The sequence below is a fragment of the Afipia sp. Root123D2 genome (assembly GCF_001425835.1).
In the GTDB taxonomy this organism is placed as follows: domain Bacteria; phylum Pseudomonadota; class Alphaproteobacteria; order Rhizobiales; family Xanthobacteraceae; genus Afipia.
Genome location: NZ_LMDP01000001.1, coordinates 903,559 through 929,342 on the forward strand (window position 1 = coordinate 903,559; position 25,784 = coordinate 929,342).

At 61.8% G+C, this 25,784-nt stretch carries 27 protein-coding genes and 3 pseudogenes; 21 read left to right on the top strand and 9 right to left on the bottom strand.

Features of this window, described 5'->3' with window-relative positions:
• Positions 1-20 precede the first annotated feature (20 nt).
• The gene (locus ASC80_RS23530; protein WP_156464252.1) at positions 21-167 is read right to left on the bottom strand and encodes a hypothetical protein; all 147 of its coding nucleotides are present in this window, start codon (positions 165-167) and stop codon (positions 21-23) included.
• 161 nt (positions 168-328) lie between these two features.
• Between ASC80_RS23530 and ASC80_RS04380 the strand changes: the two genes are divergently transcribed.
• The 4 genes and pseudogenes from ASC80_RS04380 to ASC80_RS04395 all read left to right on the top strand — a co-directional run bounded on the left by ASC80_RS04380 (position 329) and on the right by ASC80_RS04395 (position 3,668).
• Positions 329-1,102, top strand: coding sequence for an ATP12 family chaperone protein (locus ASC80_RS04380; protein ID WP_056293148.1), 774 nt, complete (start codon positions 329-331; stop codon positions 1,100-1,102).
• Between the two features lie 64 nt (positions 1,103-1,166).
• The gene (fliK, locus tag ASC80_RS04385) at positions 1,167-2,927 is read left to right on the top strand and encodes a flagellar hook-length control protein FliK (protein WP_056293151.1); all 1,761 of its coding nucleotides are present in this window, start codon (positions 1,167-1,169) and stop codon (positions 2,925-2,927) included.
• Positions 2,921-3,187 (top strand): annotated as a pseudogene (locus ASC80_RS04390) (EscU/YscU/HrcU family type III secretion system export apparatus switch protein); the annotation flags it as partial. The gene fliK and the pseudogene ASC80_RS04390, both read left to right, overlap by 7 nt.
• A gap of 82 nt (positions 3,188-3,269) precedes the next feature.
• The gene (locus ASC80_RS04395; RefSeq protein ID WP_056293157.1) at positions 3,270-3,668 is read left to right on the top strand and encodes a nuclear transport factor 2 family protein; all 399 of its coding nucleotides are present in this window, start codon (positions 3,270-3,272) and stop codon (positions 3,666-3,668) included.
• 219 nt (positions 3,669-3,887) lie between these two features.
• Here ASC80_RS04395 and ASC80_RS04400 read toward each other — a convergent pair whose 3' ends face one another.
• Together ASC80_RS04400 and ASC80_RS04405 are read right to left on the bottom strand one after the other, a co-directional pair.
• Positions 3,888-4,190, bottom strand: coding sequence for a DUF3303 family protein (locus ASC80_RS04400; protein WP_056293159.1), 303 nt, complete (start codon positions 4,188-4,190; stop codon positions 3,888-3,890).
• Between the two features lie 23 nt (positions 4,191-4,213).
• The gene (locus ASC80_RS04405) at positions 4,214-4,621 is read right to left on the bottom strand and encodes a DUF4260 domain-containing protein (RefSeq protein ID WP_056293161.1); all 408 of its coding nucleotides are present in this window, start codon (positions 4,619-4,621) and stop codon (positions 4,214-4,216) included.
• Between the two features lie 152 nt (positions 4,622-4,773).
• On the opposite strand from ASC80_RS04405, the gene ASC80_RS04410 reads away from it, so the two are divergent.
• The 6 genes and pseudogenes from ASC80_RS04410 to ASC80_RS04435 all read left to right on the top strand — a co-directional run bounded on the left by ASC80_RS04410 (position 4,774) and on the right by ASC80_RS04435 (position 9,822).
• On the top strand, positions 4,774-6,306 hold the full coding sequence (locus ASC80_RS04410) for an acyl-CoA carboxylase subunit beta (RefSeq protein ID WP_056293163.1): 1,533 nt from the start codon (positions 4,774-4,776) through the stop codon (positions 6,304-6,306).
• Positions 6,307-6,357: 51 nt separating this feature from the next.
• A complete protein-coding gene (locus tag ASC80_RS04415; RefSeq protein WP_156464253.1) occupies positions 6,358-7,740 on the top strand; it encodes a hypothetical protein in 1,383 nt (460 codons plus the stop codon).
• Entirely contained in the window at positions 7,737-8,168 is a 432-nt protein-coding gene (locus ASC80_RS04420; protein WP_056293169.1) for a metallophosphoesterase family protein, read from the top strand. Before ASC80_RS04415 ends, ASC80_RS04420 begins: the two co-directional genes overlap by 4 nt.
• Positions 8,147-8,713 carry a metallophosphoesterase family protein gene (locus ASC80_RS23535; RefSeq protein ID WP_156464255.1) on the top strand — a complete coding sequence of 189 codons (567 nt, stop codon included), beginning with the start codon at positions 8,147-8,149 and terminating at the stop codon, positions 8,711-8,713. Before ASC80_RS04420 ends, ASC80_RS23535 begins: the two co-directional genes overlap by 22 nt.
• Positions 8,714-8,736: 23 nt before the next feature.
• Positions 8,737-9,054, top strand: coding sequence for an EthD domain-containing protein (locus tag ASC80_RS04430; RefSeq protein ID WP_056293174.1), 318 nt, complete (start codon positions 8,737-8,739; stop codon positions 9,052-9,054).
• Positions 9,055-9,194: 140 nt separating this feature from the next.
• Positions 9,195-9,822, top strand: a pseudogene (locus ASC80_RS04435) (trimeric intracellular cation channel family protein).
• A gap of 36 nt (positions 9,823-9,858) precedes the next feature.
• Here the strand turns inward: ASC80_RS04435 and ASC80_RS04440 are convergent.
• Positions 9,859-10,278, bottom strand: a complete 420-nt coding sequence (locus tag ASC80_RS04440; protein ID WP_244487180.1) for a hypothetical protein — start codon at positions 10,276-10,278, stop codon at positions 9,859-9,861.
• Positions 10,279-10,517: 239 nt separating this feature from the next.
• Positions 10,518-10,775 (bottom strand): GCG_CRPN prefix-to-repeats domain-containing protein, encoded by a 258-nt coding sequence (locus ASC80_RS04445; RefSeq protein WP_056293179.1) that lies wholly within the window; start codon positions 10,773-10,775, stop codon positions 10,518-10,520.
• 231 nt (positions 10,776-11,006) lie between these two features.
• On the opposite strand from ASC80_RS04445, the gene ASC80_RS04450 reads away from it, so the two are divergent.
• A complete protein-coding gene (locus ASC80_RS04450) occupies positions 11,007-11,321 on the top strand; it encodes a twin-arginine translocation signal domain-containing protein (RefSeq protein WP_056295601.1) in 315 nt (104 codons plus the stop codon).
• Between the two features lie 63 nt (positions 11,322-11,384).
• On the opposite strand, the gene ASC80_RS04455 is transcribed toward ASC80_RS04450, so the two are convergent.
• Positions 11,385-12,248: a hypothetical protein gene (locus ASC80_RS04455; RefSeq protein ID WP_056293182.1), complete on the bottom strand. Its 864-nt coding sequence runs from the start codon at positions 12,246-12,248 to the stop codon at positions 11,385-11,387.
• A gap of 85 nt (positions 12,249-12,333) precedes the next feature.
• Complete coding sequence (locus ASC80_RS04460; RefSeq protein ID WP_056293184.1) at positions 12,334-13,020, bottom strand: ArsR/SmtB family transcription factor; 687 nt, start codon at positions 13,018-13,020, stop codon at positions 12,334-12,336.
• A gap of 76 nt (positions 13,021-13,096) precedes the next feature.
• Here ASC80_RS04460 and ASC80_RS04465 point away from each other — a divergent pair.
• Positions 13,097-13,404: pseudogene (locus ASC80_RS04465) on the top strand (NIPSNAP family protein).
• A 102-nt stretch (positions 13,405-13,506) separates the two neighbouring features.
• Positions 13,507-14,331: an isocitrate lyase/PEP mutase family protein gene (locus ASC80_RS04470; RefSeq protein ID WP_056295602.1), complete on the top strand. Its 825-nt coding sequence runs from the start codon at positions 13,507-13,509 to the stop codon at positions 14,329-14,331.
• A 60-nt stretch (positions 14,332-14,391) separates the two neighbouring features.
• Here the strand turns inward: ASC80_RS04470 and ASC80_RS04475 are convergent, their stop codons facing one another.
• Together ASC80_RS04475 and ASC80_RS04480 are read right to left on the bottom strand one after the other, a co-directional pair.
• Positions 14,392-14,796 (bottom strand): hypothetical protein, encoded by a 405-nt coding sequence (locus ASC80_RS04475; protein ID WP_056293187.1) that lies wholly within the window; start codon positions 14,794-14,796, stop codon positions 14,392-14,394.
• 87 nt (positions 14,797-14,883) lie between these two features.
• The gene (locus tag ASC80_RS04480) at positions 14,884-15,141 is read right to left on the bottom strand and encodes a hypothetical protein (protein WP_156464256.1); all 258 of its coding nucleotides are present in this window, start codon (positions 15,139-15,141) and stop codon (positions 14,884-14,886) included.
• Between the two features lie 442 nt (positions 15,142-15,583).
• Between ASC80_RS04480 and ASC80_RS04485 the strand changes: the two genes are divergently transcribed.
• The 8 genes from ASC80_RS04485 (at position 15,584) to ASC80_RS04520 (ending at position 25,582) form a co-directional block, all read left to right on the top strand.
• Positions 15,584-19,072, top strand: coding sequence for an indolepyruvate ferredoxin oxidoreductase family protein (locus tag ASC80_RS04485; protein ID WP_056293191.1), 3,489 nt, complete (start codon positions 15,584-15,586; stop codon positions 19,070-19,072).
• 106 nt (positions 19,073-19,178) lie between these two features.
• On the top strand, positions 19,179-20,327 hold the full coding sequence (locus ASC80_RS04490) for a thiolase family protein (RefSeq protein ID WP_056293193.1): 1,149 nt from the start codon (positions 19,179-19,181) through the stop codon (positions 20,325-20,327).
• Complete coding sequence (locus ASC80_RS04495) at positions 20,327-20,719, top strand: Zn-ribbon domain-containing OB-fold protein (RefSeq protein ID WP_056293196.1); 393 nt, start codon at positions 20,327-20,329, stop codon at positions 20,717-20,719. Before ASC80_RS04490 ends, ASC80_RS04495 begins: the two co-directional genes overlap by 1 nt.
• A gap of 139 nt (positions 20,720-20,858) precedes the next feature.
• The gene (locus ASC80_RS04500; RefSeq protein ID WP_056293199.1) at positions 20,859-21,719 is read left to right on the top strand and encodes a MaoC/PaaZ C-terminal domain-containing protein; all 861 of its coding nucleotides are present in this window, start codon (positions 20,859-20,861) and stop codon (positions 21,717-21,719) included.
• A 125-nt stretch (positions 21,720-21,844) separates the two neighbouring features.
• Positions 21,845-22,717 (top strand): SDR family oxidoreductase, encoded by an 873-nt coding sequence (locus ASC80_RS04505; RefSeq protein ID WP_056293202.1) that lies wholly within the window; start codon positions 21,845-21,847, stop codon positions 22,715-22,717.
• Between the two features lie 253 nt (positions 22,718-22,970).
• The gene (locus ASC80_RS04510; protein ID WP_056293205.1) at positions 22,971-23,903 is read left to right on the top strand and encodes a dihydrodipicolinate synthase family protein; all 933 of its coding nucleotides are present in this window, start codon (positions 22,971-22,973) and stop codon (positions 23,901-23,903) included.
• Positions 23,900-24,709: an NUDIX hydrolase gene (locus tag ASC80_RS04515; protein WP_056293207.1), complete on the top strand. Its 810-nt coding sequence runs from the start codon at positions 23,900-23,902 to the stop codon at positions 24,707-24,709. Before ASC80_RS04510 ends, ASC80_RS04515 begins: the two co-directional genes overlap by 4 nt.
• A 132-nt stretch (positions 24,710-24,841) precedes the next feature.
• Positions 24,842-25,582, top strand: a complete 741-nt coding sequence (locus ASC80_RS04520) for a DUF3750 domain-containing protein (protein WP_056293209.1) — start codon at positions 24,842-24,844, stop codon at positions 25,580-25,582.
• The last annotated feature ends 202 nt before the right edge of the window (positions 25,583-25,784 follow it).

The window sequence follows — 25,784 nt, forward strand, 5'->3', positions numbered from 1 at the left end:
ATGCCTGTCGCCGCGGTGAGTCAGATTCCGCCGCCGCCACCGCCGTCGATCTTGCCGCCGCCACCTCCGCCGCCACCGCCGCCGAAGATCGAGGTGCCGGAGGTGCCGAGGATGGACTCGCCGCCGCCGTTCAAACTGCAGAACACCACACCGGGCCGGGTGCGCACCGATACAGTGCCTAAGACACCATACGTGCGCGGCTCCAGACGCTCGTCGTTCGGCGATCGCGTCACCCGCTGCCTGGACGAGGGCGCGGCGATGGGGCTGGGGCCCAGCGAACGTTCTGAATATTCGCGCAGCTGCGCTAACCGATAGATGGACCGATTCGATGCGTGAACTGTTCGACGAAGTCGCCGGCAAGTCGCCGCTCGATCCGCGCGAGGCATCGCGCAAATCGTCGCGCACGCCGCTGCGCAATCGTTTCTACAAGACGACCGGCGTGAGCGAGGAGGCGGGCAGCTTCGCGGTGACGCTGGACGGCAAGACTGTGCGCACGCCGGGCAAGCGTCCGCTGGCCGCGCCTGTTCGTTCGCTGGCCGAGGCGATGGCGGCGGAATGGGACGCCCAGAAGGAAACCATCGATCCGATGTCGATGCCGCTGACGCGCCTCGCCAACAGCGTGATCGACGGCGTTGCCGACGACGTGCCGGCGGTTGCCGACGATATTGCGAAGTATGTCGGCTCGGACCTCTTGTTCTATCGCGCGAGTTTTCCCGATGCGCTGATCGCGCGTCAGGGCGAGCATTGGGACCCGGTGCTGCGGTGGGCTGCCGAGGACCGCGGCGCGCATTTCATTTTGACCGAAGGCATTATGCACATTCAGCAACCTGAGGCGGCGATCGCGGCAATGCAGGCGCGGCTGCCTGAGGACGCCTGGCGCGTCGCCGCGCTTCATGTCGTGACCACCGTCACCGGTTCGGCCTTGCTGGCGCTGGCGCTGAACGAGAAGGCCGTCACCGACACGCATGTATGGACGGCCGCGCATGTCGACGAGGACTGGAACGCCGAAAAATGGGGCGTCGACGATGAGGTGGCGGCCCGCCGCGTCGCCCGCCAGCGCGATTTCGACGCAGCGGTTCAGGTGCTGAAGGCGCTTTCCTAGGCCATTAAGTTAACAATGGGTTTACGAGGTCGGGCTAGCTTCCACCCCAAAGGAAGCGCTCCCTATGTCGATTGCGATCAATCCCGTCTTTCCGGTCATCGCCGCCCAGGGCGTGGCGGCGGATGTCGTGTTGAAGCCGGGCACGGTGATCGATGCCCAGGTGCTGAAGGTGCTCGAGAACAATCTCGTGCGCATTGCGATCGCCTCTCTCTCGATCGAAGTCTTGACCGAAGTGCCGCTGAAAGTGGGGCAGGCGCTGCAGCTTGCTGTGTCGCAGACGCCGGACGGTATCCGTCTTCAGGTGGTGCCGGGGCGAGGCGACGCGGCGCAATTGCCTGCCCAGGTCTCCTCGGCCGCAACAGCGGTCACGACCTCGGCACCGTCCGCCGTTGCGACAGCGTCCGGCGCAGGGCAAGCAGGTGCGTCATCTACTGCCAGTGAGGTCGCAAGCACGGCGGCGGTGTCCGCATCGACTGATGCCGCGCGTGCGCGGCCGCTGACCAATCTCGAAGCGCTTGCGGTGTCGGCCGCGGTGCAGAGCGCGGCGGCACGGCAGGGCAGTCTCGCGCCGCTGTTCGCCAATCTCGGCGTTGCCGTTTCTCTGGAGACGTTGCCGCCGGAAGTGCAGAAGGCTGCGGCGCAATTGCTGTCGTCGCGGCCGGAACTCGGTCCGTCGCTGACCGGCGATGCAGTGAAATCGGCGTTCCGGAATTCCGGACTGTTCCTCGAACAGACGCTGGCGTCGCAGGCATCGTCACCGGCGCTGGCCAGTACGCGACCTGCGATGATCCCAGATCTCAAGGCCGCGCTGATCGTGTTCCGGCAAACCCTGTCGAACTGGCTCGGCGGTACGCCGGCCAGGCCGGTGGCTGATGCCGATCCCGCCGCGCCGGCCGCCTTCGCGCAGATGGGGCAGGCGCGGGCGCTGTCGGATACGATGGCGTCACCTTCGCTCGCGCCGCAAATGCAGATCGAGATGGATGAGATCCTGCTGCCGCAGGCGTCGTTGCAGGTGGGTCCTGACGAGTTCGATCTCGACGGCAAGGCCCGCATCTTCTCGCCATCCCATGGAGCGAGCCGCGCGGCGCAGGTCAATCTCGATGCCTTGCAGGATATCCTGCAGGCGTTTCCCAAGGGCGTGCGCGACGCGGTGAAGTCGCTGCTCGATGCCGAAGCCGCTGCAGCCCCTCATGCCGCGCCGGGCCGCGCGGCCGTGGCACGAACCGATATCGATGAGGTTGCGCTGAGCAACGTGCCGCCGCCGCCGTTCCGCGGTGGCGCGCCGTCGGCGCAGGCGATGGCGATGCCGTCTTTCTCGTGGGACACGCCGCCGGGCGTGACGGCGCATCATCTGCTCGACGACACCGATGCCGCGCTGGCGCGGCAGACGCTGTTGCAAGTGGCCTCACTGCCGGATCGTGCCGACCTGCAAGCGCCGCGCGCCGACCAGACGACGCCGCGCTGGAATTTCGAGATTCCGTTCGCGACTCCGCAGGGTACTGCCGTGGCACAGTTCGAGATTTCGCGCGATGGCGCGGGCACTGAAACTGAAGACGCCAAACGCGTGTGGCGGGCGCGCTTTTCGCTCGACATCGAGCCGGCCGGGCCGGTTCATGCGCTGGTGTCGCTGAGCGGCGAGCGTACGTCGGTGCGGATGTGGGCGGAGCGTCCGCTGACCGCGGCGCAACTGCGCAGCAACGCTTCGCAACTCTCCGAAGCCTTGCGGTTGGTCGAACTTGAGCCCGGCGACATCGTGATCGGCGCGGGACAGCCGCCGTCGCCGCCGCCGCCGCGCGCCGGTCATTTCATGGATCGCGCGTCATGATCTCGCTCAAGGACACGCTCGCCGTCGCGCTGCACTACGACCGGAAGGGTGCGCCGCGCGTCGTCGCCAAGGGCAGGGGCACGCTGGGCGCGAAGATCATCGAGGTCGCCAAAGAGCACGACATTCCGATCGAGGAGAACGAGGTGCTGGCCGGCGCGCTCTCCAACGTCGAACTCGGCGACGAGATTCCCGCCGAAATCTACAAGGCTGTCGCCGAGGTGCTGGTGTTCGTGATGCGGCTCTCTGGCCGGATTCGCTGACAATTCGACGCGGCTGCGCAGCTACCACTCTCATCCAAAACGCTCTAGGCTGTTGCCCAAGAAAACAACAGGGAGCGAAGCCATGTCCACGTCAGCTGCCGCCAAAACCGCGCCGCATGAATTCTGGCGCGATCTCGCCACCCGCTACAACGCGGCGTGGAACGCGCACGACGTGCCGGCGATCATGGCGTTTCACGTCGAGGACACGTCGTATCAGCGCCACGGCAGCCCGAAAGTTTACAAAGGCAAGGACGCGGTGGCCGAGCAGTTCGGCAAGGATATCTCGGGCTTGCCGGGAATCCATTTCGAGGGCGTGGCGCTGTACGGCAACGACGACCACTTCGTCTCCGAGTCGATCCTGACTGCCATCAAGCCGGACGGCACGCCGGTGACGATGGAACTGGTCGACGTCATTACGCTCCGTGATGGCATGGTGGTGCATAAGTCGAGCTACTTCGTCGCGAGCCGAGCGGCGAAGTAGTCGACCTGCGCAGGCAATGAGAACTTGCTGACGGAACGGCTCAGAGTCGTCATGCGCGGGCTTGACCCGCGCATCCTTTGTGAGAGCTTTGTTGAATGATGGATTGCCGGGTCAGGCCCGGCAGTGACAAGACTGTAGTCTAGCGACGTCATCGCCGGTTCTTGGCGAGGGTCATGCGCTTCTTTCCTTCTCCCTTGTGGGAGAGGGGAAAAAGGGTAGCTAACCTTTCTCCTTCGCCGCCACCTGATCAGCGAGCATCTGCCTGGTCGCGGCGACATCGACCAGCGGATAGGTGTCGAAATGGGCGGGGATCCTGTCCGCCCACTCATTGAGAATCCGGTGCAGCGTGTCGTTGCTGTCGACATCGAAGATCGCGACGAGGCCACGGCCGACGCGCGGATAGGCATGCTTGCAGATGCCCTTGTCCTGATACTGCGCGAGCCACGGCCAGAAATTCTGCCGCGTGGTGGCCATATCGGAAGGGCGCTCGGGGCGCGGCGTCGAAATCACCAGAAACAGCATGTATCCTCCGTGGCGCGCCGCCGTTACCCCGCGCGCTTGCCGATGCGGCCGAGATGGGTGAAGGAAAATCCGCCGTCGTATTTCAGGCCATAGCCCAGCGCGCGGTCGATCCCGATATGCGCGCTCCAGATCAGCGCCAGGTGCATCGCCAGCGCCGAGGGCACCACCATGCCGACGATGCCGAGCAGCATCGGCACGATGGCGGCGTGGGCGGCATTGTAGACCGCCGCGCCGACGCGGGGCCCGGCAAGGTAGCCCAGGAAGCTCAAATCCGGCGCGAGCAAAAGGATGGCGAACATCCACCACGAGCCCTCGAAGTAGCTGTAGAACACCGCACAGGCCAGCGCGAGCGCCAATCCCTCCAGCCGCAGCAGCGTCCTCACGCCGCCGTAGACGGCGCCTGCCGTGGTTCCGTCACTCGCCTCAGTCATGCCGATTCCCCGAAAACCCCTGTTTAGTACGGGATTTCCGTATGTCCCCGGACAGCCAATCGGCCGTTTTCCACCGCCAAATCGCGTGCTAGACAGGTTCCAAATTACTCACATTTCAGGCGGCCGCCCGGCTGCCTTCCGGGGCGATACACATGAAAGATATCCTTGAAAAGCTCGACGGCCGGCGCGCGGGCGCGAAACTCGGCGGCGGCGAAAAGCGCATCGAGGCGCAGCACGGCCGCGGCAAACTGACCGCGCGCGAGCGCATCGAACTGCTGCTCGACAAGGGGTCGTTCGAGGAATTCGACATGTTCGTTGAGCATCGCTCGGTCGAATTCGGCATGGAGAAGAACAAGGTGCCGGGCGACGGCGTCGTCACCGGCTGGGGCACGGTCAACGGCCGCACCGTGTTCGTGTTCGCGAAAGACTTCACCGTGTTCGGCGGCTCGCTGTCCGAGACCCACGCGCTGAAGATCACCAAGCTGCAGGACATGGCGCTGAAGGCGAGGGCGCCGATCATCGGGCTATACGACGCCGGTGGGGCGCGCATCCAGGAGGGCGTTGCGGCGCTCGCGGGTTATTCCTACGTGTTTCGCCGCAACGTGCAGGCCTCGGGCGTCATTCCGCAGATCAGCGTCATCATGGGGCCGTGCGCGGGCGGCGACGTCTATTCGCCGGCGATGACCGATTTCATTTTCATGGTGAAGAACACCAGCTACATGTTCGTCACCGGACCGGACGTGGTGAAGACCGTCACCAACGAAGTCGTTACCGCCGAAGAACTCGGCGGCGCGTCGGTCCACGCCACGCGCTCGTCGATCGCCGACGGCGCGTTCGAGAACGATGTCGAGACGCTGCTGCAGATGCGCCGGCTGATCGACTTCCTGCCGAGCAACAACACCGTGGGCGTGCCCGAGTGGCCGAGTTTCGACGACATCGAACGCGTCGACAACTCGCTCGATACGCTGATTCCGGAAAATCCGAACCAGCCCTACGACATTAAGGAACTGATCCTGAAGGTGGTGGACGAGGGCGATTTCTTCGAACTCGCCGACACGTTCGCCAAGAACGTCGTCACCGGCTTCGGCCGCGTCGCCGGCAAGACGGTGGGCTTCGTCGCGAACCAGCCGATGGTGCTGGCGGGCGTGCTCGACTCTGACGCCTCGCGCAAGGCCGCGCGCTTCGTGCGGTTCTGTGACGCTTTCAACATTCCGATCGTCACCTTCGTGGACGTGCCGGGCTTCCTGCCGGGCACCGCGCAGGAATATGGCGGGCTGATCAAGCATGGCGCGAAGCTCTTGTTCGCGTATTCGCAGTGCACGGTGCCGCTGGTCACGGTCATCACCCGCAAGGCCTATGGCGGCGCGTTCGACGTCATGGCGTCGAAGGAGATCGGCGCCGACCTCAATTACGCCTGGCCGACCGCGCAGATCGCGGTGATGGGCGCCAAGGGCGCGGTGGAGATCATCTTCCGGCAGGACATTGGCGACGCTGAGAAGATCGCCGCGCGCACCAAGGAATACGAGGATCGTTTCCTGTCACCGTTCGTCGCCGCCGAGCGCGGCTATATCGACGACGTGATCATGCCGCACTCGACCCGCCGCCGTATCGCCCGCGCGCTTGCCATGCTCAAGGACAAGCACGTCGACGTGCCGATGAAGAAGCACGACAACATTCCGTTGTGAGTAGCTTGGCGAAAGCTAGGCTTGTACTCGTATGGAAGCGAAAGAGGGGACGTGTTTCAAGAGCATCAACTAGATTATGACTGGCGGTTTGCTCCAGAATCGGTGTCAAAAATAGCGTGTGAGGCAAAAATGGCAGAAGGAATTCTGCTATTGGGATGCCCTTCGCTGGTGGCGACGTTGGGGCACTTAGGTCGTCGAGGCTCATTGATTGAACGCAATCCTAACTACCTTTCTCCCTCTGACGGTTTTGATGTCATCAACATTGACCTGCGCTTTGGAATGCCAAAGCTTGCAGGTGAGTATCGTTATGACCTTTGTGTAATAGATCCTCCATGGTACCTGCACGAATTCATTCGTTGGATGAATATTGGACTCTCGCAAATCAATCTTGGAGGGTCTATTTTATTCAGCCTTTGGCCTGAGACGGTGCGCCCCTCGGCGAAGCATGAGCATTCTTCCATTTTTGAGGCGCTATCCGGTGTTGGGAGGGTCGAAACGATTGGTAAGACAGTCTATCGTTTACCAGCTTTCGAAGAAGTCATTTTTGCGGCGACGAGACTGTTACCTCCGCAGCGCGAAGGCTTGCTTTTGCGACTTATCAAGCAGACCGAGCATCTTTTGGATGACTCTCCGTTCCCTTTTACGGGGTCGGAATGGTTCAGGTTCACATTGTCGGGCGAGCAGGTCGCTTTGAAGGTTTGTGCGCAAGAGCAGCAGTTCGTGAACACCTATGAGTTTGATCTTGCCCCGTTTGTTTTGAAGTCGACGAGTCGACGTGATCCTATTCTCCCACATATCAACATTTGGACTTCCCGGAATCGTGTAGCTCGGCTGCATTCTCCGATTTCGATTGTCGACGGCCTCAATGATCAAAACGAGACGGCTCTCCGCTTTCTTGTTGAAAAAATGGGAATGCAGTTTGATCCGCGGAACGTAAATTGGGGGGGCGTCATGGCAACACCCAGCGTAATGCTGAGATTTCGTGATGTAGATGTTTTTTCTGTTGAAGAACACAACAAGATTTTCAAAGAGAAAGGAAGTGTGCTTTGGGGGCTCTGGCTGAAATCGTTTGAGAATGCCGGCGAAATTTTGAAACGTCTTACGGCGAAGTCGGTTGATCGAATTTACATTGCTAATACATCAAGAAAGTCCAATCCTGAGATTTTCGTATGTGATGTTAAGCGCATTATTTCCAACATCGCAGATGTCGATGACGCACTTGTTCCTGAATATTATCAGGAGCGTAAGGCGGAAGTTCCTATCTGGTTCGAGTTAGCTTCCCGGATCGCAGAAATCGACGCAGACAAGCGATTGAAGGCGCTTCTGGGTGTGCCAACGATATATTTTTTGGACTATGATCAAAATAGTAATGTCATCAACTCTGCACCGCAGCGGCAGTACAAATTGAAGGCTCGCGATGGGCGCTCCATTTGAGTGATGTTCATCTCGGTGATGATCACGCCTTCCGCTATCCGGTTAAGAAAAGCAAAAGCGATACCAGTCCTCGAAAAGCGCTTTCTGAAGTCCTTTACGAGGATCTAAGAAGCTTGGATGTGTTGGGTCAGATCGGATGCGTCATAATTTCAGGAGATATCTTGACTAAGGGGGCATGGTCTAAGCCTCACGAATCTGGAGATAGGAAACTTTCAGGGCTTGATGTTGCCAAGGAATTTTTGAATGATCTTTCGGACGCCATTTCGGTTGATCCTAAGCTTTTTTGTATTGTTCCGGGCAATCATGACATCGTGCGGAAAGCATCCGAGCCGCCCGAAGTCAGGAAGCTCTACTTCATTATTCGCATGAGGAAGGATTTCGCGCCCTTAGAGAAGAGTTTTGCGGGGTGTATAAGCTTTCGCCACTAAATTATGTTGTGCATATAGAGTATGGAAAGAGTGTGCTTCTCTTGGGGATGCTCAACTCTGCTTATTTGAATGAACAGACGGAGTTCGCCGAGTACGGTTACGTTGGTGATGATGCCGACGAAATATTTGATATATTGGAGCGAGAAACGTCGGACCGTGTGACTAAAATTGTTGTGCTTCATCATCACCTATTGCCGGTTTATGAGCGAGAAGTTGTCGCGACCAACGGGAAAATCTCGATGACTTTAGACGCGGCGCGATTATTGCGCCGCTCGCAAGAGGCTGGCGTATCAATTGTTCTCCATGGTCATCAACATTCTACGAAGAGGATGGTATTTTCTGCGGCGAGCGCGGAGATGAGCAAAGAAAGCAGGGCGGCCAATAGATCGATTACCATTATAGCTGCAGGCAGCAGTGGTGCGAAACGAGAGCGGCTTCCTGTAGATGAAACAAATGCATATGCGCTGATAGATATGGATTCGGGAAATCCCGTTGTTAGGATGCGTCGTATTTTCTCTGATGGTCGAAAAGCTGAAGATTGGTAGTTTCATCAGGAGAAAGCGTCACAATGTCGCTCCACATCCTCTTCATCGTCCGTGCCGTCGTCCCCGATGAATCAAAACGCCAAGCGTTCGATCAATGGTATTCGCGCGAGCATCTGCCCGATGCGGTGAAAGTGTTCGGCTGCAGGCGGGCGTGGCGGACGTGGAGCGCGGTCGATCCCTCGGTGCATCAGGCGTTCTATGAGTTCGACGACCGCGCTTCGCTCGATACTGCTGTTGGCGGCGACGAGATGAAGCGGCTGGTGCGCGATTTCGACCGCGACTGGCCGGACATCAAGCGCTCGCGCGATATTCTCGTGCTGGCGGAGACGTGGCCGGCCTGATCTGCGCCGCGCGTTGCTCACCCCGAGAGGTGCGCTCTTTCCCTCCCCACAAAGGTCCTCGCTGAGTCTGTTATCGGGCCGGCGAAGCCGGACCCGTTGGCGGGGACGACACCTGGCGAGCCTCTGTGCTACGTAAGCATATGCTTCCCGCCGACTCGGTTCTCTTCATGTTCGGACTGGTTGCCATGGTCGCCGAGGCGATGACCGCGGCGCTGGCTGCCGGCCGCCGCAAAATGGACTGGTTCGGCGTCGCCATGCTCGGCGCGATCACGGCGCTCGGTGCGGGATGTGTTGCTCGGTCACTATTCATTGCTGTGGGTCAAGCATCCCATGCTGCTGGTGCTCACCGGCGTTTCGGCCTTGCTCACCATCGCGCTGGCGCAGGTGATCCACCGTTTTCATTCGCTGTTTCTGGTGCTGGATGCGATCGGACTCGTCGTATTCACCATCATCGGCTGCAACGTGGCGCTGGCGATGGGCCAGCCGCTCACCATCGTGGTGGTGGCGGGCATGATTACCGGCTGCGTCGGCGGTGTGCTGCGTGACATGCTGTGTACGGAAATTCCATTGCTTTTCCGCAGCGAGCTATACGCCACCGTATCGCTGACTACCGGGGCGATTTATGTCGCGGCAACGCGATATGGCCTGAACCACGTCGGGGCGGTGATCGGCGCCTTCATCATCGGCCTGGCGTTCCGCCTGCTGGCGATCCGCTACAAGTGGGAGATGCCGAAATTCATCTACGAGCGCGAAACGCCGCCGCACTGAGCCGCAATCTTCGGAGGCTGGTGATGATCGGCCTTGTCAGGCCTCGGCCTGCGCGGGGTGCCCGTTGCGCCAGCGCGCGATGATGCCGGCGGCGATCTGCATGGTCACGCCGAGAAGCCACCAGCCGGCGATGGTCAGCGTCCAGCCGAGACCGATAGCGGGGTCGGTGACGATGGTGTAGACCGAAACGAAGGCGGCAAGAGCGGCGAGAAACGTGCCTGCGGCGCTGAGCAATTCGACGATGTCGGTTTTCGGCAGGTCGTCGCCGCTTTGGGCGCGGCGGCGAAACACCCGCGGAATGTCGATGCCGACATAGAAGCCGAGCGCGCCGAGGATGACCATGCCGAGCACCATGCCGAGCGAGCCGAACAATTCGATGCGTGCGCCGGACATGTGCGTGGCGACGAACAGGCCGCATGACGCGCCTGCCATCGCAAGGCCGATCCGCTCGATCACGTGAGCGCATCTGCTGGTGAAACTGTTGGATGATGGGCCCGTTTCGCTCATGGTGCGATTAAACACCAAGTGCGCGCCGCCGTCGCGTCGGGCGAGGGCGTTACACCGCTCCGCACCATCACATTGCGGGGAGTTCCCGTTGCCGCAGCGCGGCAAACTGGCCACGCTTGCGGCGCACTAAAGGTCGTGCGCCAACAAGAAGCCCCGCCGAAGCGGGGTTTCTGTCGTGCGACTGATGCTTACCACCAGGTCCGGCAGACGCGGCGGCCGGGACCCCAGTAGCGGCATTTGCGCACCATGGGCGGACGCACCACGACCCTGCCGCGATTGGCACGGCAGCGGCCATAGGCGCCACGATGGAAGCCGGGGCCGCAGCCTTGCGCGACATTGATGACATCGCTGCCGGTTGGTGCTGCGGGCGCAGGGGACATCGCGTTGGCTACGCCGAAGCCGGCGATCGTGGATGCAAACAACGCAGCAACGAACAATTTTTTCATGAGTATGTTCCTCGGTTAAGTCGGCCTAACGGCGACATTCCTAGAGTGGTTCCGCGCAATGGCAAGAGTAAGGAACGAATATGAATGGCTGTTCAGGCAACGCATGAAAACCGCATGAAAAGTCGTTGCCTCTGATTCGATCTGGAACGGATCGCAAGGCTCGCGGGTTCAGTTTCAGTTCATGCCGGCGGCGCGATGATGATGCGTCCCGATAATCGAAAGGAGGACGTCATGGAGCGCCGTGATTTTCTGAAAGCAGCTTTCGGGTTCGGCCTTGGCGCCGTCGCGATGGCTTCAGCAGCGAAGGCAGCACCATTTGCTGTGCAGCCACTGACACCGGACGGGCTTTCGCCGCAATCGCGTCCGGAAGCCCAGCCTGCGGTGGCTGACGAAAAGGATATCGATCAGGCCAGGGTTGAGCAGGTGCAATGGCGCCGCCGCCGCTACTGGCGTCGCCGCTATTATCGCCGTCACTATTGGGGCTATCGCCGCCCGTGGCGCCGCCGCTTGCGTCGGCGTTACTATCGCCGCCGTTACTACTACTGATCAGATACAGGTTCTGAGAATAAGCCCCGCAGCGAATCATTCGCTGCGGGGCTTCTGTTCGAATCAGAGTTTCGGCGCGCTGCCGGCGGGCGCGCGATTTTGCGCTTCGCTCTTTTCAGCGGCGAATGCCGCATCGTCGATCTTCGCCGCGCTGGCGATGCGTTTGAAATCGATCAGCGTGAATATCGCCTTGCTGACGCGGTCCGCGGTGACGCCCGGCAACAGGGCGACGCTAAGGAGGCCATCGCAATTTGCGCTTTTGGCTTCGGCCACAAGGCCGGCGAGCGACTTGTCGGAAGCTGCCTCGACATGCTTGAGCGCCGCGATGCAACTTCCCCGGCCGTTCGAATCGTTCAGCGCCACGGCGGCCCTCGGGTTGACCGGCGCGTTGAGCGCGTCGAGCGCCGAGGCCGGGGTGTATTTCTGTTTCACCGAAACGATTTTGCCCTTGCGGTAGAAGTAATAGATGTGGCCGTCGCCGATCACGGTGGGCTTGCCGTATTTATCGGTCACGTGCGCGATCATTTCGGTCTTGGACGGCTGCCCCGTCTTGCTGAAGCCGAGGCTGCGGAGGACGTAATAGGCGACATTGCCGCTGGCCGGCGAGGAGAACGCGCTGGTCATCGTTTCGCCGGCATGGTCGGCGGTGGCAGGTTTGTCGAATGTCATTGATGTGACATAGGTGACGTTGGTACTGCCGAATTTCTGTTGCACCGCCTGCGGCTTCACGCCGGGAAGATCCTTGAGATAGCTCTCATAGACTGCGCGGGCCTTATCGGCATCGACCTCGCTCGACATCCCGACAATGTCCGGCTGCAGCTTTCCGGGAAACGCCGTGTCCGGCGTCTTCGATTTGATCTCGTAGGCGAAGGCGGGGAAGGCGACCGCAACAAGCCCCACGGCCACCAGCAACGCGCGTCTCGACATGAACCACCTGTTTGAAATGCTGAAATTAAAAGCCGCGCGATTACGCCGATTTTTGCCGGATGCTGTCAACTGCGACGTGGTGTCGTCAGTCCGCCGGAGCGCCGAAAAGTGCTGCAAACTGGCTCTCGCCTTTCGGGGTGAAGGTGACAATCCGGTTGCCGGGATCGCGCCGCGCCCATTTCAGGTCTGTCAGCCGCGCCAGCATGGCGGCGCCAAGCGTGCCGGCGAGGTGGCTGCGCCGCGCGCTCCAGTCGAGGCAGGTCTTGCACAGCGGCCGCCGCGAGCCTTGCAGGACGTCGAGGTCGATGCCGAACTTGGCGATGAATCGTTCACCGTCTAGGGTCAGCGCGATCGTGCCCTTGTGCTGACGGATGAATTTTCTCTCGGTCATGGCATCGAGCATTCGCACGCCGAAAGAGCCGGCGAGGTGGTCGTAGCAGACCCGGGCGCGGCGCAGGGCCGGATCCTTCGGCCCGGTGCGCACCCGCACCCCGGCGCGGGTCGCCAGCACCATCAGGCTTTCGAGGGCGGCGGCGACCTCCGGCCCGGCGATGCGATAGTAGCGATGGCGGCCCTGCTTCTGCGGCGTGATCAGGAGGCCGGATTCCAGCTTGGCGAGATGCGAACTTGCGGTCTGCGGCGTCACACCGGCTTCCTGGGCGAGTTCGCTCGCGGTCAACGCGCGGCCGCTCATTAGTGCCGTGAGCATGTTGCAGCGAGCAGGATCGCCGACGAGGGCTGCGATCATCGCGATATCGGGGCCTGTTTTCATCCTTCGATCATAGTCGAAGCGTTCACGCCGGGCAACGGGGTAGGGTGCGGCTGCGATCAAATGCAGGAGAGGCTTCGTGACCGTCACCGTGTTCATCCGTTATCAGATCGATCCGTTCAAGCGGCATTTGTTCGAGGATTATGCGAGGCGCTGGCTGACCATTATTCCGAAGTGCGGCGGCGATCTCGTCGGCTACTGGATGCCGCACGAGGGCAGCAATAACATTGCCTTCGGCCTGATCTCGTTTCGCAGTCTCGCCGATTATGAGAGCTATCGCGCGCGGCTGCGCGGCGATGCCGAAGGCATGGCGAATTTCAGCTTCGCCGAGGCCAACAGATCATTCTCGCGGAGGAACGGACGTTTCTGCGATCGGTGGAGGCCTAGGGCCGCACGCCGAAACGAATTCGCTTGTGAAGTCGCGCGTCCGGCGATTTCATGCTGCCAACATGGCGTGGCGCTGTTGCCGCGCTCAATCGGGGAATGGTCATGGTTTTAAGTGTCGAACAAAAGCGCGCAGATTTCTGGAAGCTGCACGAGGCGGGATGTTTCGTGATTCCGAATCCGTGGGATGTCGGCAGCGCGCGGATGCTCCAGAATATGGGCTTCAAGGCGCTGGCTTCGACCAGTTCAGGCTATGCATGGTCGACCGGGCGGCCGGACAATCACGTCACTTGCGATGACGTGCTGGCGCATCTGAAATTGCTGAACGACGCCACCGACCTTCCGGTCAACGCCGATTTCGAGGCGGGCTTCGCCGACGATCCGGCCGGCGTCGCCGCCAACGTGACGCGCGGGGTAGCCACCGGCGTCGCTGCAATCTCGATCGAGGATTCGACCGGCAAGGCGGACGCGCCGCTCTACGACAGCAAGCTCGCGATCGAGCGCATCCGCGCCGCACGGTCGGCGATCGACGCGACCGGAGGCAAGGTCATGCTGGTCGGGCGCTGTGAGGGATTCCTGGTCGGCGAGACCGACCTCAACAAGGTCATCGCGCGGCTTGTCGCCTATGCCGAGGCAGGGTCGGATTGTCTTTATGCGCCGGGCCTGCGCTCCAAGGAGCAGATCGCAGCAGTGGTGAAGGCGGTCGCGCCGAAGCCAGTCAATGTGCTGATGGGCGGGCCTGGTTTCAGTGTTGCCGAACTCGCCGACCTAGGGGTGCGGCGGATCAGTGTCGGCGGCGCGATGGCGCGGGCGGCGTGGGGCGGCTTCATTCGCTCTGCGCGCGAGATCGTGGAGAAGGGGTCGTTCGGCGGATTCGCCAACGCGGCGGCCTATGCCGAACTCAACGCAGCATTCGTGCGCAAGGCGTAACGTATGCAAAGCAAATGCGGCGGACATTTCGGTCCGCCGCATCGTAGATGTCAGTCGCGTTTAGCGTGCCGGGGCCGTGCCGCCAGGTGCAGGTGCCGGAGTGGCCGGTGCAGGCTGAGGCGCCCCCATCGGCGCTGACGGCTTCGCCGAGCCGGTGGTCTGGCCCGGTGCCGTATTCGGCGCCATGTTCTTCTGGGCATCCTTTTGTGCCGGAGCTGTCGTGGCCGGTGCGGTCTGCGACGCCGTGGTCGAGCCTTCAGGCGATATCGCGGAATTGTTCAAACCGTAAAACACCACGCCGAGAATAGCGATGATCGCAACGGCAAACAGGGTAATTCGTCCGCCGCTCGCAGGCCCTTCTACCAGTTCGGGATCGGCTTCGAGCCTGTTCTCGGTATTGGTGGCACGCTGACGCAGTTCCTCATTAGTCGGATTCCGCTCATGCGGATCGCGTTCGATTGCCATGTCTCCGTCCTCCTTCCGTTGGGTGCATTACCAATTGCCCAGCGCCGCAGGGGTTCCGCCTTCAGCACGATGTCTGAGCGGGTTTTGTCACTTGGCCGATGGTGCGGGTGCCGGACGCGACGGTGCTATGCCGGTGGTTTGTCCCGGAGCGCGGTTCGTATCCGTTGATATGCTGGTTGCCGTATTCGCCGTGTCGGATCTGTTGGGGTTAAACTCCCACAGCGCGAGGACGATGGCGATCAGGATGCCCATACCGATCAGAGCCTTCAGCGGTTTCGCGCGCTGGCTATGTTCGAAGTCCTTGATGTTCGACCGGGTGCTTTCGTCGAACGAGGTGGGAAACATGTCGGGATCGTTCCTGAAATGACTGTTCATCCGGACCCTCCATTATTTGTCTAAAAGGGCAATGATGGGCGGCCGGGGTTGTTCCCGAAGTCGTGATACGTCCGCGCGGGGCAGCCTTGCGGAAAAGGATGGCTTGTCTGCGAGAATGGATATCGCGGGATACAAATCAGATATTGTGTGGCGAGAGAGCGCTTGAACCGCGGAATGAGCCATCACGCTGCGCTGCGAAAAGGCAGCCGCAACGTCCTTTCCGCCAAGGCACCGGTAGCGACATAACGCACAATCCGTCACGGCTTTCCCGGAACGAAATTACGTTGATAAATCGGGCGGTTGATGCCCATCGATTTATGATGCGCGACGCACGGAAATCGACATAGACTGATTCCAAACAAGCATTATTTCACAACAAGAAGCCGCAACGTCCGACGGGAGAAGAGACGGAATGGGAATCAACCAAGGGCCGATCAGTCTCGACCAGAAATACACGCAGGACTCGGGGCACGTTTTTCTCACCGGCATTCAGGCATTGGTCCGCCTGCCGATGGCGCAGATTCGGCGCGACCGCGCCGCGGGCTTGAACACCGCGGGCTTCGTCACCGGTTATCGCGGTTCGCCCCTCGGCGGCTATGATCAGCAGCTTCACGCCGCGCGCAAACATCTCGAACAGTACGGCGTCAAATTCCAGCCCGGCGTGAACGAGGATCTTGCAGCCACCGCGATCTGGGGGTCGCAGCAGCTCAACCTGTCGCCCGGCGCCAAGCACGACGGCGTGGTCGGCATCTGGTACGGCAAGGGCCCGGGCGTCGATCGCTGCGGCGACGTGTTCCGTCACGGCAACGCGGCAGGCTCCGCGAAAAACGGCGGCGTGCTGTGTCTCGCCGGCGATGACCACGGCGCGAAATCCTCCACCGTGCCGCATCAGTCGGACCACGCCTTTATCTCGGCGCTGATGCCGTATCTCTATCCGTCCTCGGTCCACGAGATGATCGAGATGGGTCTGCTCGGCATCGCAATGTCGCGCTACTCGGGTTGCTGGGTCGGCATGAAGGTCATTACCGAGACCGTGGAGACCACGGCGGAGATCGATCTCACCGACGAGATGAAGCCGTTCATCATCCCGACCGATTTCGAAATGCCGCCGGACGGCCTCAACCTGCGCTGGCCGGACGACCGCTACGCACAGGACCAGCGTCTGCAGGACTACAAGGGCTTCGCCGCGATCGCGTTTGCCCGCGCCAACAACGTCAACCGCATCACGATGGATTCGCCGAACGCGCGCTTCGGCATCATGGCGTCCGGCAAGAGCTATGAGGATGTGCGTCAGGCGCTGCGCGAACTCGGCATCACGGAGGAGGTCGCCGCCAAGATCGGTCTGCGCCTCTACAAGATCGGCATGCCGTGGCCGCTGGAGCCGGAAGGCGTGCGCAAGTTCGCTATCGGCCTCGAGGAGATTTTGATCGTCGAGGAACGGCGAGAAATTGTCGAGAACCAGGTCAAGCAAGAGCTCTACAACTGGCGCGATGATGCCCGCCCGCGCATCGTCGGCAAGATGGACGATCATGACAAGCGCTTCCTGCCGTTCGCGCAGGAACTGAGCGTGGCTGGCATCGCGACCTCGCTGACCGAGCGGCTGCTGCAGCTTGATCTCAATCCCGAGATCGTGGCGATGCTGCGCGCCAAGGCCGACTGGTTCAATGGCCGCCAGGCCTCGCAGGTACAGGCAATCGCGCCGGTGACGCGCACGCCGTATTTCTGCTCGGGCTGTCCGCACAACACCTCGACGAAGGTACCGGAGGGTAGCCGCGCCTTCGCCGGCATCGGCTGTCACTTCATGTCGCTGTGGATGGACCGCAACACCGAGACCTTCACCCACATGGGCGGTGAGGGGGTGACATGGTCCGGCATTGCGCCGTTCACCAACGAGAAGCACGTGTTCGCCAATCTCGGCGACGGTACGTATTTCCACTCCGGCAGCCTCGCGATCCGTCAGGCGGTCGCGTCCAAGGCCAACATCACCTACAAGATTCTCTATAACGACGCGGTCGCCATGACCGGTGGCCAGAAGCATGACGGCGATCTGTCGCCGCAGCAGATCACCTTCCAGCTCCGCAGCGAAGGCGTCGGCGAAATCTATCTCGTGTCGGAGAATCCCGACGCCTATCCGGCCAGCACCATCGCGCCGGGCACCAAGCTCGCGCATCGCGATGAACTCGACAAGGTCATGCGAACGCTGCGCGAGGTGCCGGGCTGCACCGCCATCGTCTTCGTGCAGACCTGCGCCGCCGAAAAGCGCCGCCGCCGCAAGCGCGGCACGCTGGAGGATCCGGCCAAGCGCGTCATGATCAATCCGGCGGTGTGTGAGGGCTGCGGCGACTGCTCGGTGCAATCGAACTGCATCTCGGTCGAGCCGCTCGAAACCGAGCTGGGGCGCAAGCGCACCATCAACCAGTCGAGCTGCAACAAGGATTTTTCGTGCGTGAAGGGCCTCTGTCCGTCCTTCGTGACCATCGAGGGCGGCGCCTTGCGCAAGCGTGCTGCCGCTGACCTCGGCGACATCGGCGATCTTCCGCCACCGCCTGCGATCCCGTCACTCGACCGGCCGTATAACATCGCGGTTGGCGGCGTCGGCGGCACCGGCGTGCTTACCATCGGCGCGCTGCTCGGCATGGCCGCGCATATCGAGGGCAAGGCCAGCATGATCCTCGACATGTCCGGCCTCGCGCAGAAGGGCGGCGCGGTGTTGAGCCATGTCCGGCTGTCGAAGAACCCGGCGGACGTGACGTGCTCGCGCATCGTCACCGGCACCGCCGACGTGGTGATCGCGGCCGACGAGGTGGTGGCGATCGCCAAGGAAACCATCACGCTGTGCGAATCCTCCCGTACCCACGGCATCATCAACACCCATCTGATCCCGATCGCGGATTTCATCCAGAACCGCGATTTCGATTTCCAGCGCCGCAAGGTCAACCACGTGCTCGAGGCGGCGCTGCGCAAGGACTCGGCGTTCCTCGATTTCACCCATGCGGCGGAATCGTTGCTGGGAGATTCCATCGCGACCAACATGATGATGATGGGCTTCGCCTATCAAAAGGGCCTGTTGCCGGTTAGCGCCGAAGCGATCGAGCAGGCGATCGAGCTTAACGCGGTGGCGATCAAGATGAATACCCAGGCGTTCCGGCTCGGACGTTTGGCGGCCGCCGATCCGGCGCGTCTCGCGGCACTGATGAAGGAAGAAACCGCGCCGCCGAAAACGCTCGCCGACATGACCCTCGACGAGATCATTGCGCATCGCATGACTCTGCTGACCAACTACCAGAACGCGGCCTATGCGCAGCGTTACCGCAAGCTGGTCGATCAGGTTCGGAAGGCTGCCGACGACGGCGGTTACGGCGACGAGCTGCCGCGCGCGGTGGCGATCAACTACGCCAAGCTGCTCGCCTACAAGGACGAGTACGAGGTCGCGCGGCTGTTTACCGACGAAACTTTTTCCAAGAGCGTCCGCGATCAGTTCGACGGCAACTTCACAATGAAGTTCAACCTCGCGCCGCCGATCCTTAATAGCGGTCTCGATGCGGCGGGGCGCCCGCGCAAGCGCGAGTTCGGCCCGTGGATGATGAAGGTGTTCGGTGTGCTGGCGAAGCTGCGGTTCTTGCGCGGCACGCCGTTCGATCCGTTCGGCCACAACAAGGACCGCAAGATGGAGCGCGATCTGATCGCGGGCTATGAGCGGGACGTTGTGACAACGCTCGGCTTGTTGTCGCCGAAGACCATCGACATCGCGGTCGAGTTCCTGTCGCTGCCGGATCGCATCCGCGGCTATGGGCCGGTGAAGGAGAAGGCCGTCGCTGACGCGAAAGTGCGATACGACCAGTTGGCGAAGGACCTTGTCAACCCGCCGCCGATGGTCGCGCCGCAGATCGCGGCCGAATAGAACGCCGCAAGCGGTCAGGTTCGCGCTGCGAAACTCAACCCGCTTGCCATTCCCGCTCTGACGCGCGAGATGTTCCGCTGACAGGAAACGCCAGCGGAGACCTCGTTTGAGCATCAAGGGAAAAGCCTATATCGCCGGGATCTATGAGCATCCGACCCGGCACGCGCCCGACAAATCGACCGCGCAATTCCACGCCGAAGTCGCCAAGGGCGCGCTGGAGGATGCAGGTCTCACCAAGGACGATATCGACGGCTATTTCTGCGCTGGTGACGCCCCCGGCGGCGTGATGGCGATGGCCGATTATCTCGGCCTCAAGCTCAAGCATCTCGATTCCACCGACACCGGCGGTTGTTCCTACATCATTGCGCTTGGCCATGCGGCGGAGGCGATTGCGGCCGGCAAATGCTCGATCGCGCTGATCACATTGGCGGGCAAGCCGCGCACCGGCGTGATGCCGCCGCGGGCCGTCGGCGCAGAAGCGGATTTTGAGGCGGCCTACAACGCGACAACCCACAACGCTTACGGCATGTGCGCCATGCGCCACATGCATGAGTTTGGAACCACCAGCGAGCAGCTGGCGTGGATCAAGGTCGCGGCCTCGCATCACGCGCAATACAACCCGCACGCGATGCTGAAGGATGTCGTCACCGTCGAGGATGTTCTCAATTCGCCGATGATCTCCGATCCGCTGCATCGTCTCGATTGCTGCGTGGTGTCGGACGGCGGCGGCGCGCTGATCGTGACCTCGGAGACCATCGCGAAGTCGCTGAAGAAGCCGCTGGTGCGGATGACCGGCCACGGTGAGGCGCTGAAAGGTCCACGCGGTGGCAAGGGTCTCGATCTCACATATTCCGCCGGGGTGTGGAGCGGGCCGCGCGCTTTCGCCGAAGCGGGCGTGACGCCGAAGGACATCAAGTATGCGTCGATTTACGACAGTTTCACCATCACGGTGCTGATCGAAATCGAGGATCTCGGCTTCTGCAAGAAGGGCGAGGGCGGCAAGTTCGTCGCCGACGGCAATCTGATTTCCGGTGTCGGCAAGCTGCCGTGGAATACGGACGGCGGCGGCTTGTGCAGCAACCATCCGGTCAACCGTGGCGGCATGACCAAGATCATCGAAGCCGTGCGACAGTTGCGCGGCGAGGCGCACCCGAAGGTGCAGGTGCCGAATTGCGATCTCGCGCTGGTGCACGGCACCGGCGGATTGCTCGGCGTTCGTCATGCGGCATCGACCGCGATTCTGGAGCGTGTCTGATGAACACCGCAGCGAAATTTCCGGCCCCCACCGCCAATCCCGAAACCGCGCAGTTCTGGGACGCGGCGAAGCAGGGCAAGTTCCTGATCATGCGCTGCACGGCCTGCAACGAGCCGCATTATTTTCCGCGCTCGATCTGTCCGTTCTGCGGTTCGGACAAGACGGTGTGGGAAGAGAGCAAGGGCGAGGGCGTGATCTACTCCTACAGCCTGATGCGAAAATCCGCGAACGGGCCGTATGCCATCGGTTACGTCACGCTCGATGAAGGTCCGTCGCTGGTGACGAATTTTGTCGATTGCGATCTGTCGTCGCTCAAGATCGGCCAGCGGGTGAAGGTGGTGTTCAAGCCGACCGACGGTGCACCGCTGCCCTTCTTCACGCCGATCAAATAGGCCGTCCTCATCCGGCGGAGCGCGCACTTTTGCGCGTCTCGAAGGATGAGGCGTCAGAACCAACCCTCATGGTTCGAGACGGCGCTTCGCGCCACCTCACCATGAACGGAAGCAAGCAAGAATCGAGAGGAAACGATACATGCCGATCAAGTACGATGAGGTGATGGCGCTCAGGAATGTCGGCCAGAAATATTCATGGACCGATCGCGAGGTGATGCTCTACGCCGTCGGCATCGGTATGGGTGCCGACCCGATGGACCAGAAGGAACTGTCGTTCGTCAACGAGGGCTACTACACGCCGCGCGAATTGAAAGTAGTGCCGACTTACGCGTCAGTCGCGGCCTGGGGTTCGGGGCCGGGCCACATCGACGTCAACCGCGTCATGGTGGTGGACGGCGAGCGCGACATCACCTTCCACAAACCGATGCCGGTGAAGGCCAACATCACCGCCGACTCCCGCGTGCTCGGCGTGTTCGACAAGGGCAAGGACAAGGGCGCGGTGATCCTGCGCGAGACCGTGTTGCGCGACGAGGGTGGGCAACCGCTGGCCACGCTGGTTGCCTCGCAGTTCGCACGGGGTGATGGCGGCTTCGGTGGGCCGAGCGAAGGCCAGCCCGAGCCGCACAAGATTCCGAACCGTGCGCCCGACATGACCGTCGACATTACGACCCGGCCCGACCAGGCGCTTCTCTATCGTTTGTGCGGCGACCGCAATCCACTGCACAGCGATCCGGAGTTCGCCAAGCGCGGCGGCTTCGACCGTCCGATCCTGCACGGCATGTGCACCTACGGCCTGAGCTGCCGCGCGGTGTTGCAGACCTATGCCGATTACGATCCGGCAGCATTCAAGCAGCATGCGGTGCGCTTCTCGTCACCGGTGTTCCCGGGCGAGACGGTGAGCTTCGACCTCTGGAAGGAGGGCAACGTGATCTCGCTCGAGGGGCGGGTGAAGTCGCGCAACGTCACCGTCATCAGGAACGGCAAGACGGTTCTGGCCTGAGAACTTAGTTGCTGTCATGCCCGGCCTTGTGCCGGGCATCCCGTTTAGGGACGCATGGTGCCTGCCTTATCGGGATGGCCGGGACGAGCCCGGCCATGACAACGGAGTAACGACAGGAGCTTGATATGGGTTTGCTCGATGGCAAGGTTGCGATCATCACCGGTGCGGGTGGCGGTCTCGGCGAGGCCTACGCCAAACTGTTCGCGCGCGAGGGCGCGTCGGTGGTGGTCAACGATCTCGGCGGCCCGCGTGACGGAAGCGGCTCTGACAAGTCGATGGCGCAGAAGGTGGTCGATGCGATCAAGGCCGAGGGCGGCAAGGCTGTCGCCAACGGTTCGGACATTTCCACCATCGCCGGCGGCCAATCGGTGTTCGACGACGCGATCAGGAATTTCGGCCGCGCAGACATTCTGGTCAACAATGCCGGTATCCTGCTCGACGTCACCTTCGCCAAGATGACCGAGGAGAGCTGGGACAAGGTGATGAAGGTGCATCTGAAAGGCACTTTCTGCGTCACACTGCCGGTCTACAAATGGATGAAGGACAATGGCGGCGGCGTCATCGTCAATACGTCGTCGACCTCCGGCCTGATCGGAAATTTCGGTCAGAGTAATTACGGTTCGGCCAAGGGCGGTATCTGGGGCCTGAGCAACGTGCTCGCGATCGAAGGCCGCAAGTACAACATTCGGCTGTGGACGCTGGCGCTGGGCGCGCTGACCCGCATGACCGCCGACCTGCCGCGCTACAAGGAAAATCCCGGTGCCGCGATGGGGCCGGACGAGGTCGCGCCCGCGGTCCTCTACATGGTTTCGGAGCTGTCGGGCGATCAGACCGGCAAGGTGCTCGGCGTCTCCGGCCCGCGCGGCGTGCGCGAAATGAAGATGCTCGAGATGGAGGGCTGGAAGCCCGGCGGGCCCTGGAAGGCGCAGGATATCGTCACCCACGCCAAGGACATCTTTTTCGATGACAGCAACAAGATGGGTGCGCGGCGGTTTTAGGTGGTTAGTGCTAGCGAATTGACGCCGGCCTTTTGTCAATCTGGATGTCATCACCGGCCTTGTGCCGGTGATCTCGCTTGGGGACGTACTGTGCCTTCCTAAGCGGGATGGCCGGAACAAGTCCGGCCATGACAGTTCAGAGATTTTACCTGCCGAATCCACCCCTTTGACCCGTCCGGCGGCGGGGGTATGATTGGCCTTGCGCGATCCGGGACCGTCCCGGAGCGCGGTCCAACGAAAGAAAAATCTGGATATGAAACTGACCCATGAGGCGAGCGGCACGTTCGCCATCGCGCCGACGCCCTTTTTCGACGACGGCCGCATCGATTTCGACTCCATTGACCGCCTGACCGATTTTTACGCCGAGGTTGGCTGCGACGGCGTTACCGTGCTCGGCATTCTCGGTGAAGCGCCGAAAATGGAGGCGCAGGAATCGCTCGATGTCGCGACCCGCTTCATCAAGCGCGCCAAGAACAAGCAGGTCATCGTCGGCGTCTCCGCGCCGGGCTTTGCCGCGATGAGGACGCTGGCGCGAGCTTCGATGGACGCCGGTGCTGCTGCGGTGATGATCGCGCCGACGCCCAACCTGCGCACCGACGACCAGATCACGACTTACTTTCGCCAGGCTACTGAAGCGATCGGCGAGGACATTCCGTGGGTGCTGCAGGATTATCCGCTGACGCTTACCGTGGTCATGACGCCGGCGGTAATCCGCAAGATCGTGATGGACAGCAAATCGTGCGTCATGCTCAAGCATGAAGACTGGCCGGGACTCGAGAAGATTTCGACACTGCGCGGTTTCCAGAAAGACGGCTCGCTGCGTCCCATGTCGATCCTCACCGGCAACGGCGGCACCTTCCTCGATTTTGAGATGGAGCGCGGCGCCGACGGCGCGATGACCGGCTATGCCTTCCCCGATATGCTGGTCGATGTGGTCAATCTGTCGAAGGCCGGTAAGCGCGACGAAGCGCACGATCTGTTCGACGCGCACCTGCCGTTGATCCGTTACGAGCAGCAGCCGGGTGTCGGCCTCGCGGTGCGCAAGCATGTGCTGCACAAGCGCGGCAAGATCGCCTCCAGCGCCCAGCGCAAGCCGGGCTCGGCGATGAGCGCCACCGCAAAGGCCGAGGTCGACTATCTGCTGTCGCGTGTTGCACGCACTGACAAGCGGGCGAAACTCGCATGACCGAGACGCCGACACGCGATCCGGCGAAGGCACTGCGCACGGCGTCCACTGTGCTGTTGTTGCGCGACGGTGCACAGGGAATGGAGATCTTCATGGTGCAGCGGCACCATCAGATCGAGTTCTCCTCCGGCGCGCTGGTGTTTCCCGGCGGCAGCATGGACCCCGGCGATCGCGAGATCGCTGCGGATAGCGCGCTCGTTCCTCATGGTGGCGGTCTCGATTCCGAGGCCGCGGCGATCCGTATCGGTGGCATTCGCGAGACCTTCGAGGAAAGCGGCATCATGCTCGCGCGCCCGCACGGCTCGGGCGAGTTGATCGCGGCGGCCCAGCTCGCACCGCTTGAGCCGCAGCGCGCGGCACTCGACGAAGGCAAGGTGAGCTTCGCGGATATTTTGCGCCAGCACGCATTGAGGCCAGCGATCGATTGCCTGGTGCCGTTCGCGCACTGGATCACGCCGGTCCAGTTGCCCAAGCGTTTCGACACGCACTTCCTGCTCGCGCTGGCGCCGCCGGATCAGGTCGGCCGTCACGACGGCCATGAATCGGTGGACTCGATCTGGCTGTCACCGAAGGAGGCACTGGCAGGCGCGGAGAGCGGACGCTTCAAGCTGCCGTTCCCGACCATCCGCAATCTGATAAAGCTCGACCGGCTCGGCAGCGCGAAGGCGGCGATGGAATTCGCGCGCAAGACCCCGGTGGTGACGGTGATGCCGCAATTGAGCAAGACCGCCACCGGCCTGACCCGCCTGCAAATTCCGGTCGAGGCAGGCTACGACGGCAGCGTGTTTGAGGTCGAGCGGCCCTGAAAGTCCAGCCATGGCGGCCGTAGCGCGGTTTTTGACGCCGGAGTGGTCATGTCCCATTGAAGCCGGATTTGTCCGTCACCATAGCCTGAGCGTGTCCCGGGGGCTGTGGATAGCGTGATGAAACGGTGGAAGATGATTCTGACGCTTTTCCTGGCCCTTCTGCTTGTGCCGATCGGCATTTCCGCTGCCAGCTATTTCCTCTCCAGCCGTGCGTCCGCCAATTGGTGGGCGGCGGATCGCTCCAGCGCCGGCGTGTTGCCGCCTGCCGCCACGCATCCCCATGCTGCCGTCAGAATTTACGCGGCGCGCACGGTGCGCTGGCGCGGCATCGTCGCGGTCCATAGCTGGATCGTGTTCAAGGAGCAGGGCGCGCAGCGCTACAGCCGCTACGACTACACTGCGTGGGGCGAACCGATCCGCGTCAATGGTTTCATTGCGGACGGCCGCTGGTTCGGGCAGACGCCGGAAACCGTGTTCAGCGCCGATGGCGCGCATGCCGCGCAACTGATCCCGAAGATCCGCGCCGCGATCGACGCCTACAAATATCGCAACCTCGGCGACTATCGTGCGTGGCCGGGGCCGAATTCCAACACCTTCGTCGCGGCGATCATCGCTGCCGTGCCGGAGATGAATGCGGTGCTGCCGCCGACCGCGATCGGCAAGGATTTTCCTTATGACGGCGGCTGGCTTGGCCGTACCGCGTCCGGCACCGGCTGGCGCGCGACGCTCGGCGGTTACGCCGGCATCACCATCGGCTGGCTGGAGGGCATCGAACTCAACATTCTCGGCGCGGTGCTCGGCATCGACATCCGCCGCCCGGCGATCAAGATTCCCGGCATCGGACGGCTGGGTGTCAGCGCAGCAGTGACGTGAGGGGCATGGTTGTTACCGTATCTCACGTGTGTCATTGCCGGGCTTGTCCCGGCAATCCCGATCAGGGAGGCATGGTGCCAGCCTAAGCGTGATCACCGGGACAAGCCCGGTGATGACAAATTGAGCAAGAACTGCACCCGAGCCTGACTACGATGGGGAGCATCGCTCCCGCATTGATGTCCGTCATCTCTCCGCCCTATAA

Excerpts from the sequence above, each read along its gene's own strand:
- ASC80_RS04380 (WP_056293148.1), top strand. The coding sequence starts at position 329 with ATGCGTGAACTGTTCGACGAAGTCGCCGGCAAGTCGCCGCTCGATCCG.
- ASC80_RS04495 (WP_056293196.1), top strand. The coding sequence starts at position 20,327 with ATGAACACCGCAGCGAAATTTCCGGCCCCCACCGCCAATCCCGAAACC.
- ASC80_RS04515 (WP_056293207.1), top strand. The coding sequence starts at position 23,900 with ATGACCGAGACGCCGACACGCGATCCGGCGAAGGCACTGCGCACGGCG.
- ASC80_RS04470 (WP_056295602.1), top strand. The coding sequence starts at position 13,507 with ATGGTTTTAAGTGTCGAACAAAAGCGCGCAGATTTCTGGAAGCTGCAC.
- ASC80_RS04520 (WP_056293209.1), top strand. The coding sequence starts at position 24,842 with ATGATTCTGACGCTTTTCCTGGCCCTTCTGCTTGTGCCGATCGGCATT.
- ASC80_RS04450 (WP_056295601.1), top strand. The coding sequence starts at position 11,007 with ATGGAGCGCCGTGATTTTCTGAAAGCAGCTTTCGGGTTCGGCCTTGGC.
- ASC80_RS04475 (WP_056293187.1), bottom strand. The coding sequence starts at position 14,796 with ATGGCAATCGAACGCGATCCGCATGAGCGGAATCCGACTAATGAGGAA.
- ASC80_RS04455 (WP_056293182.1), bottom strand. The coding sequence starts at position 12,248 with ATGTCGAGACGCGCGTTGCTGGTGGCCGTGGGGCTTGTTGCGGTCGCC.
- ASC80_RS04510 (WP_056293205.1), top strand. The coding sequence starts at position 22,971 with ATGAAACTGACCCATGAGGCGAGCGGCACGTTCGCCATCGCGCCGACG.
- ASC80_RS04400 (WP_056293159.1), bottom strand. The coding sequence starts at position 4,190 with ATGCTGTTTCTGGTGATTTCGACGCCGCGCCCCGAGCGCCCTTCCGAT.
- ASC80_RS04485 (WP_056293191.1), top strand. The coding sequence starts at position 15,584 with ATGGGAATCAACCAAGGGCCGATCAGTCTCGACCAGAAATACACGCAG.
- ASC80_RS04500 (WP_056293199.1), top strand. The coding sequence starts at position 20,859 with ATGCCGATCAAGTACGATGAGGTGATGGCGCTCAGGAATGTCGGCCAG.
- ASC80_RS04445 (WP_056293179.1), bottom strand. The coding sequence starts at position 10,775 with ATGAAAAAATTGTTCGTTGCTGCGTTGTTTGCATCCACGATCGCCGGC.
- ASC80_RS04505 (WP_056293202.1), top strand. The coding sequence starts at position 21,845 with ATGGGTTTGCTCGATGGCAAGGTTGCGATCATCACCGGTGCGGGTGGC.
- ASC80_RS04430 (WP_056293174.1), top strand. The coding sequence starts at position 8,737 with ATGTCGCTCCACATCCTCTTCATCGTCCGTGCCGTCGTCCCCGATGAA.
- ASC80_RS04480 (WP_156464256.1), bottom strand. The coding sequence starts at position 15,141 with ATGTTTCCCACCTCGTTCGACGAAAGCACCCGGTCGAACATCAAGGAC.
- ASC80_RS04405 (WP_056293161.1), bottom strand. The coding sequence starts at position 4,621 with ATGACTGAGGCGAGTGACGGAACCACGGCAGGCGCCGTCTACGGCGGC.
- fliK (WP_056293151.1), top strand. The coding sequence starts at position 1,167 with ATGTCGATTGCGATCAATCCCGTCTTTCCGGTCATCGCCGCCCAGGGC.
- ASC80_RS04410 (WP_056293163.1), top strand. The coding sequence starts at position 4,774 with ATGAAAGATATCCTTGAAAAGCTCGACGGCCGGCGCGCGGGCGCGAAA.
- ASC80_RS04460 (WP_056293184.1), bottom strand. The coding sequence starts at position 13,020 with ATGAAAACAGGCCCCGATATCGCGATGATCGCAGCCCTCGTCGGCGAT.
- ASC80_RS04395 (WP_056293157.1), top strand. The coding sequence starts at position 3,270 with ATGTCCACGTCAGCTGCCGCCAAAACCGCGCCGCATGAATTCTGGCGC.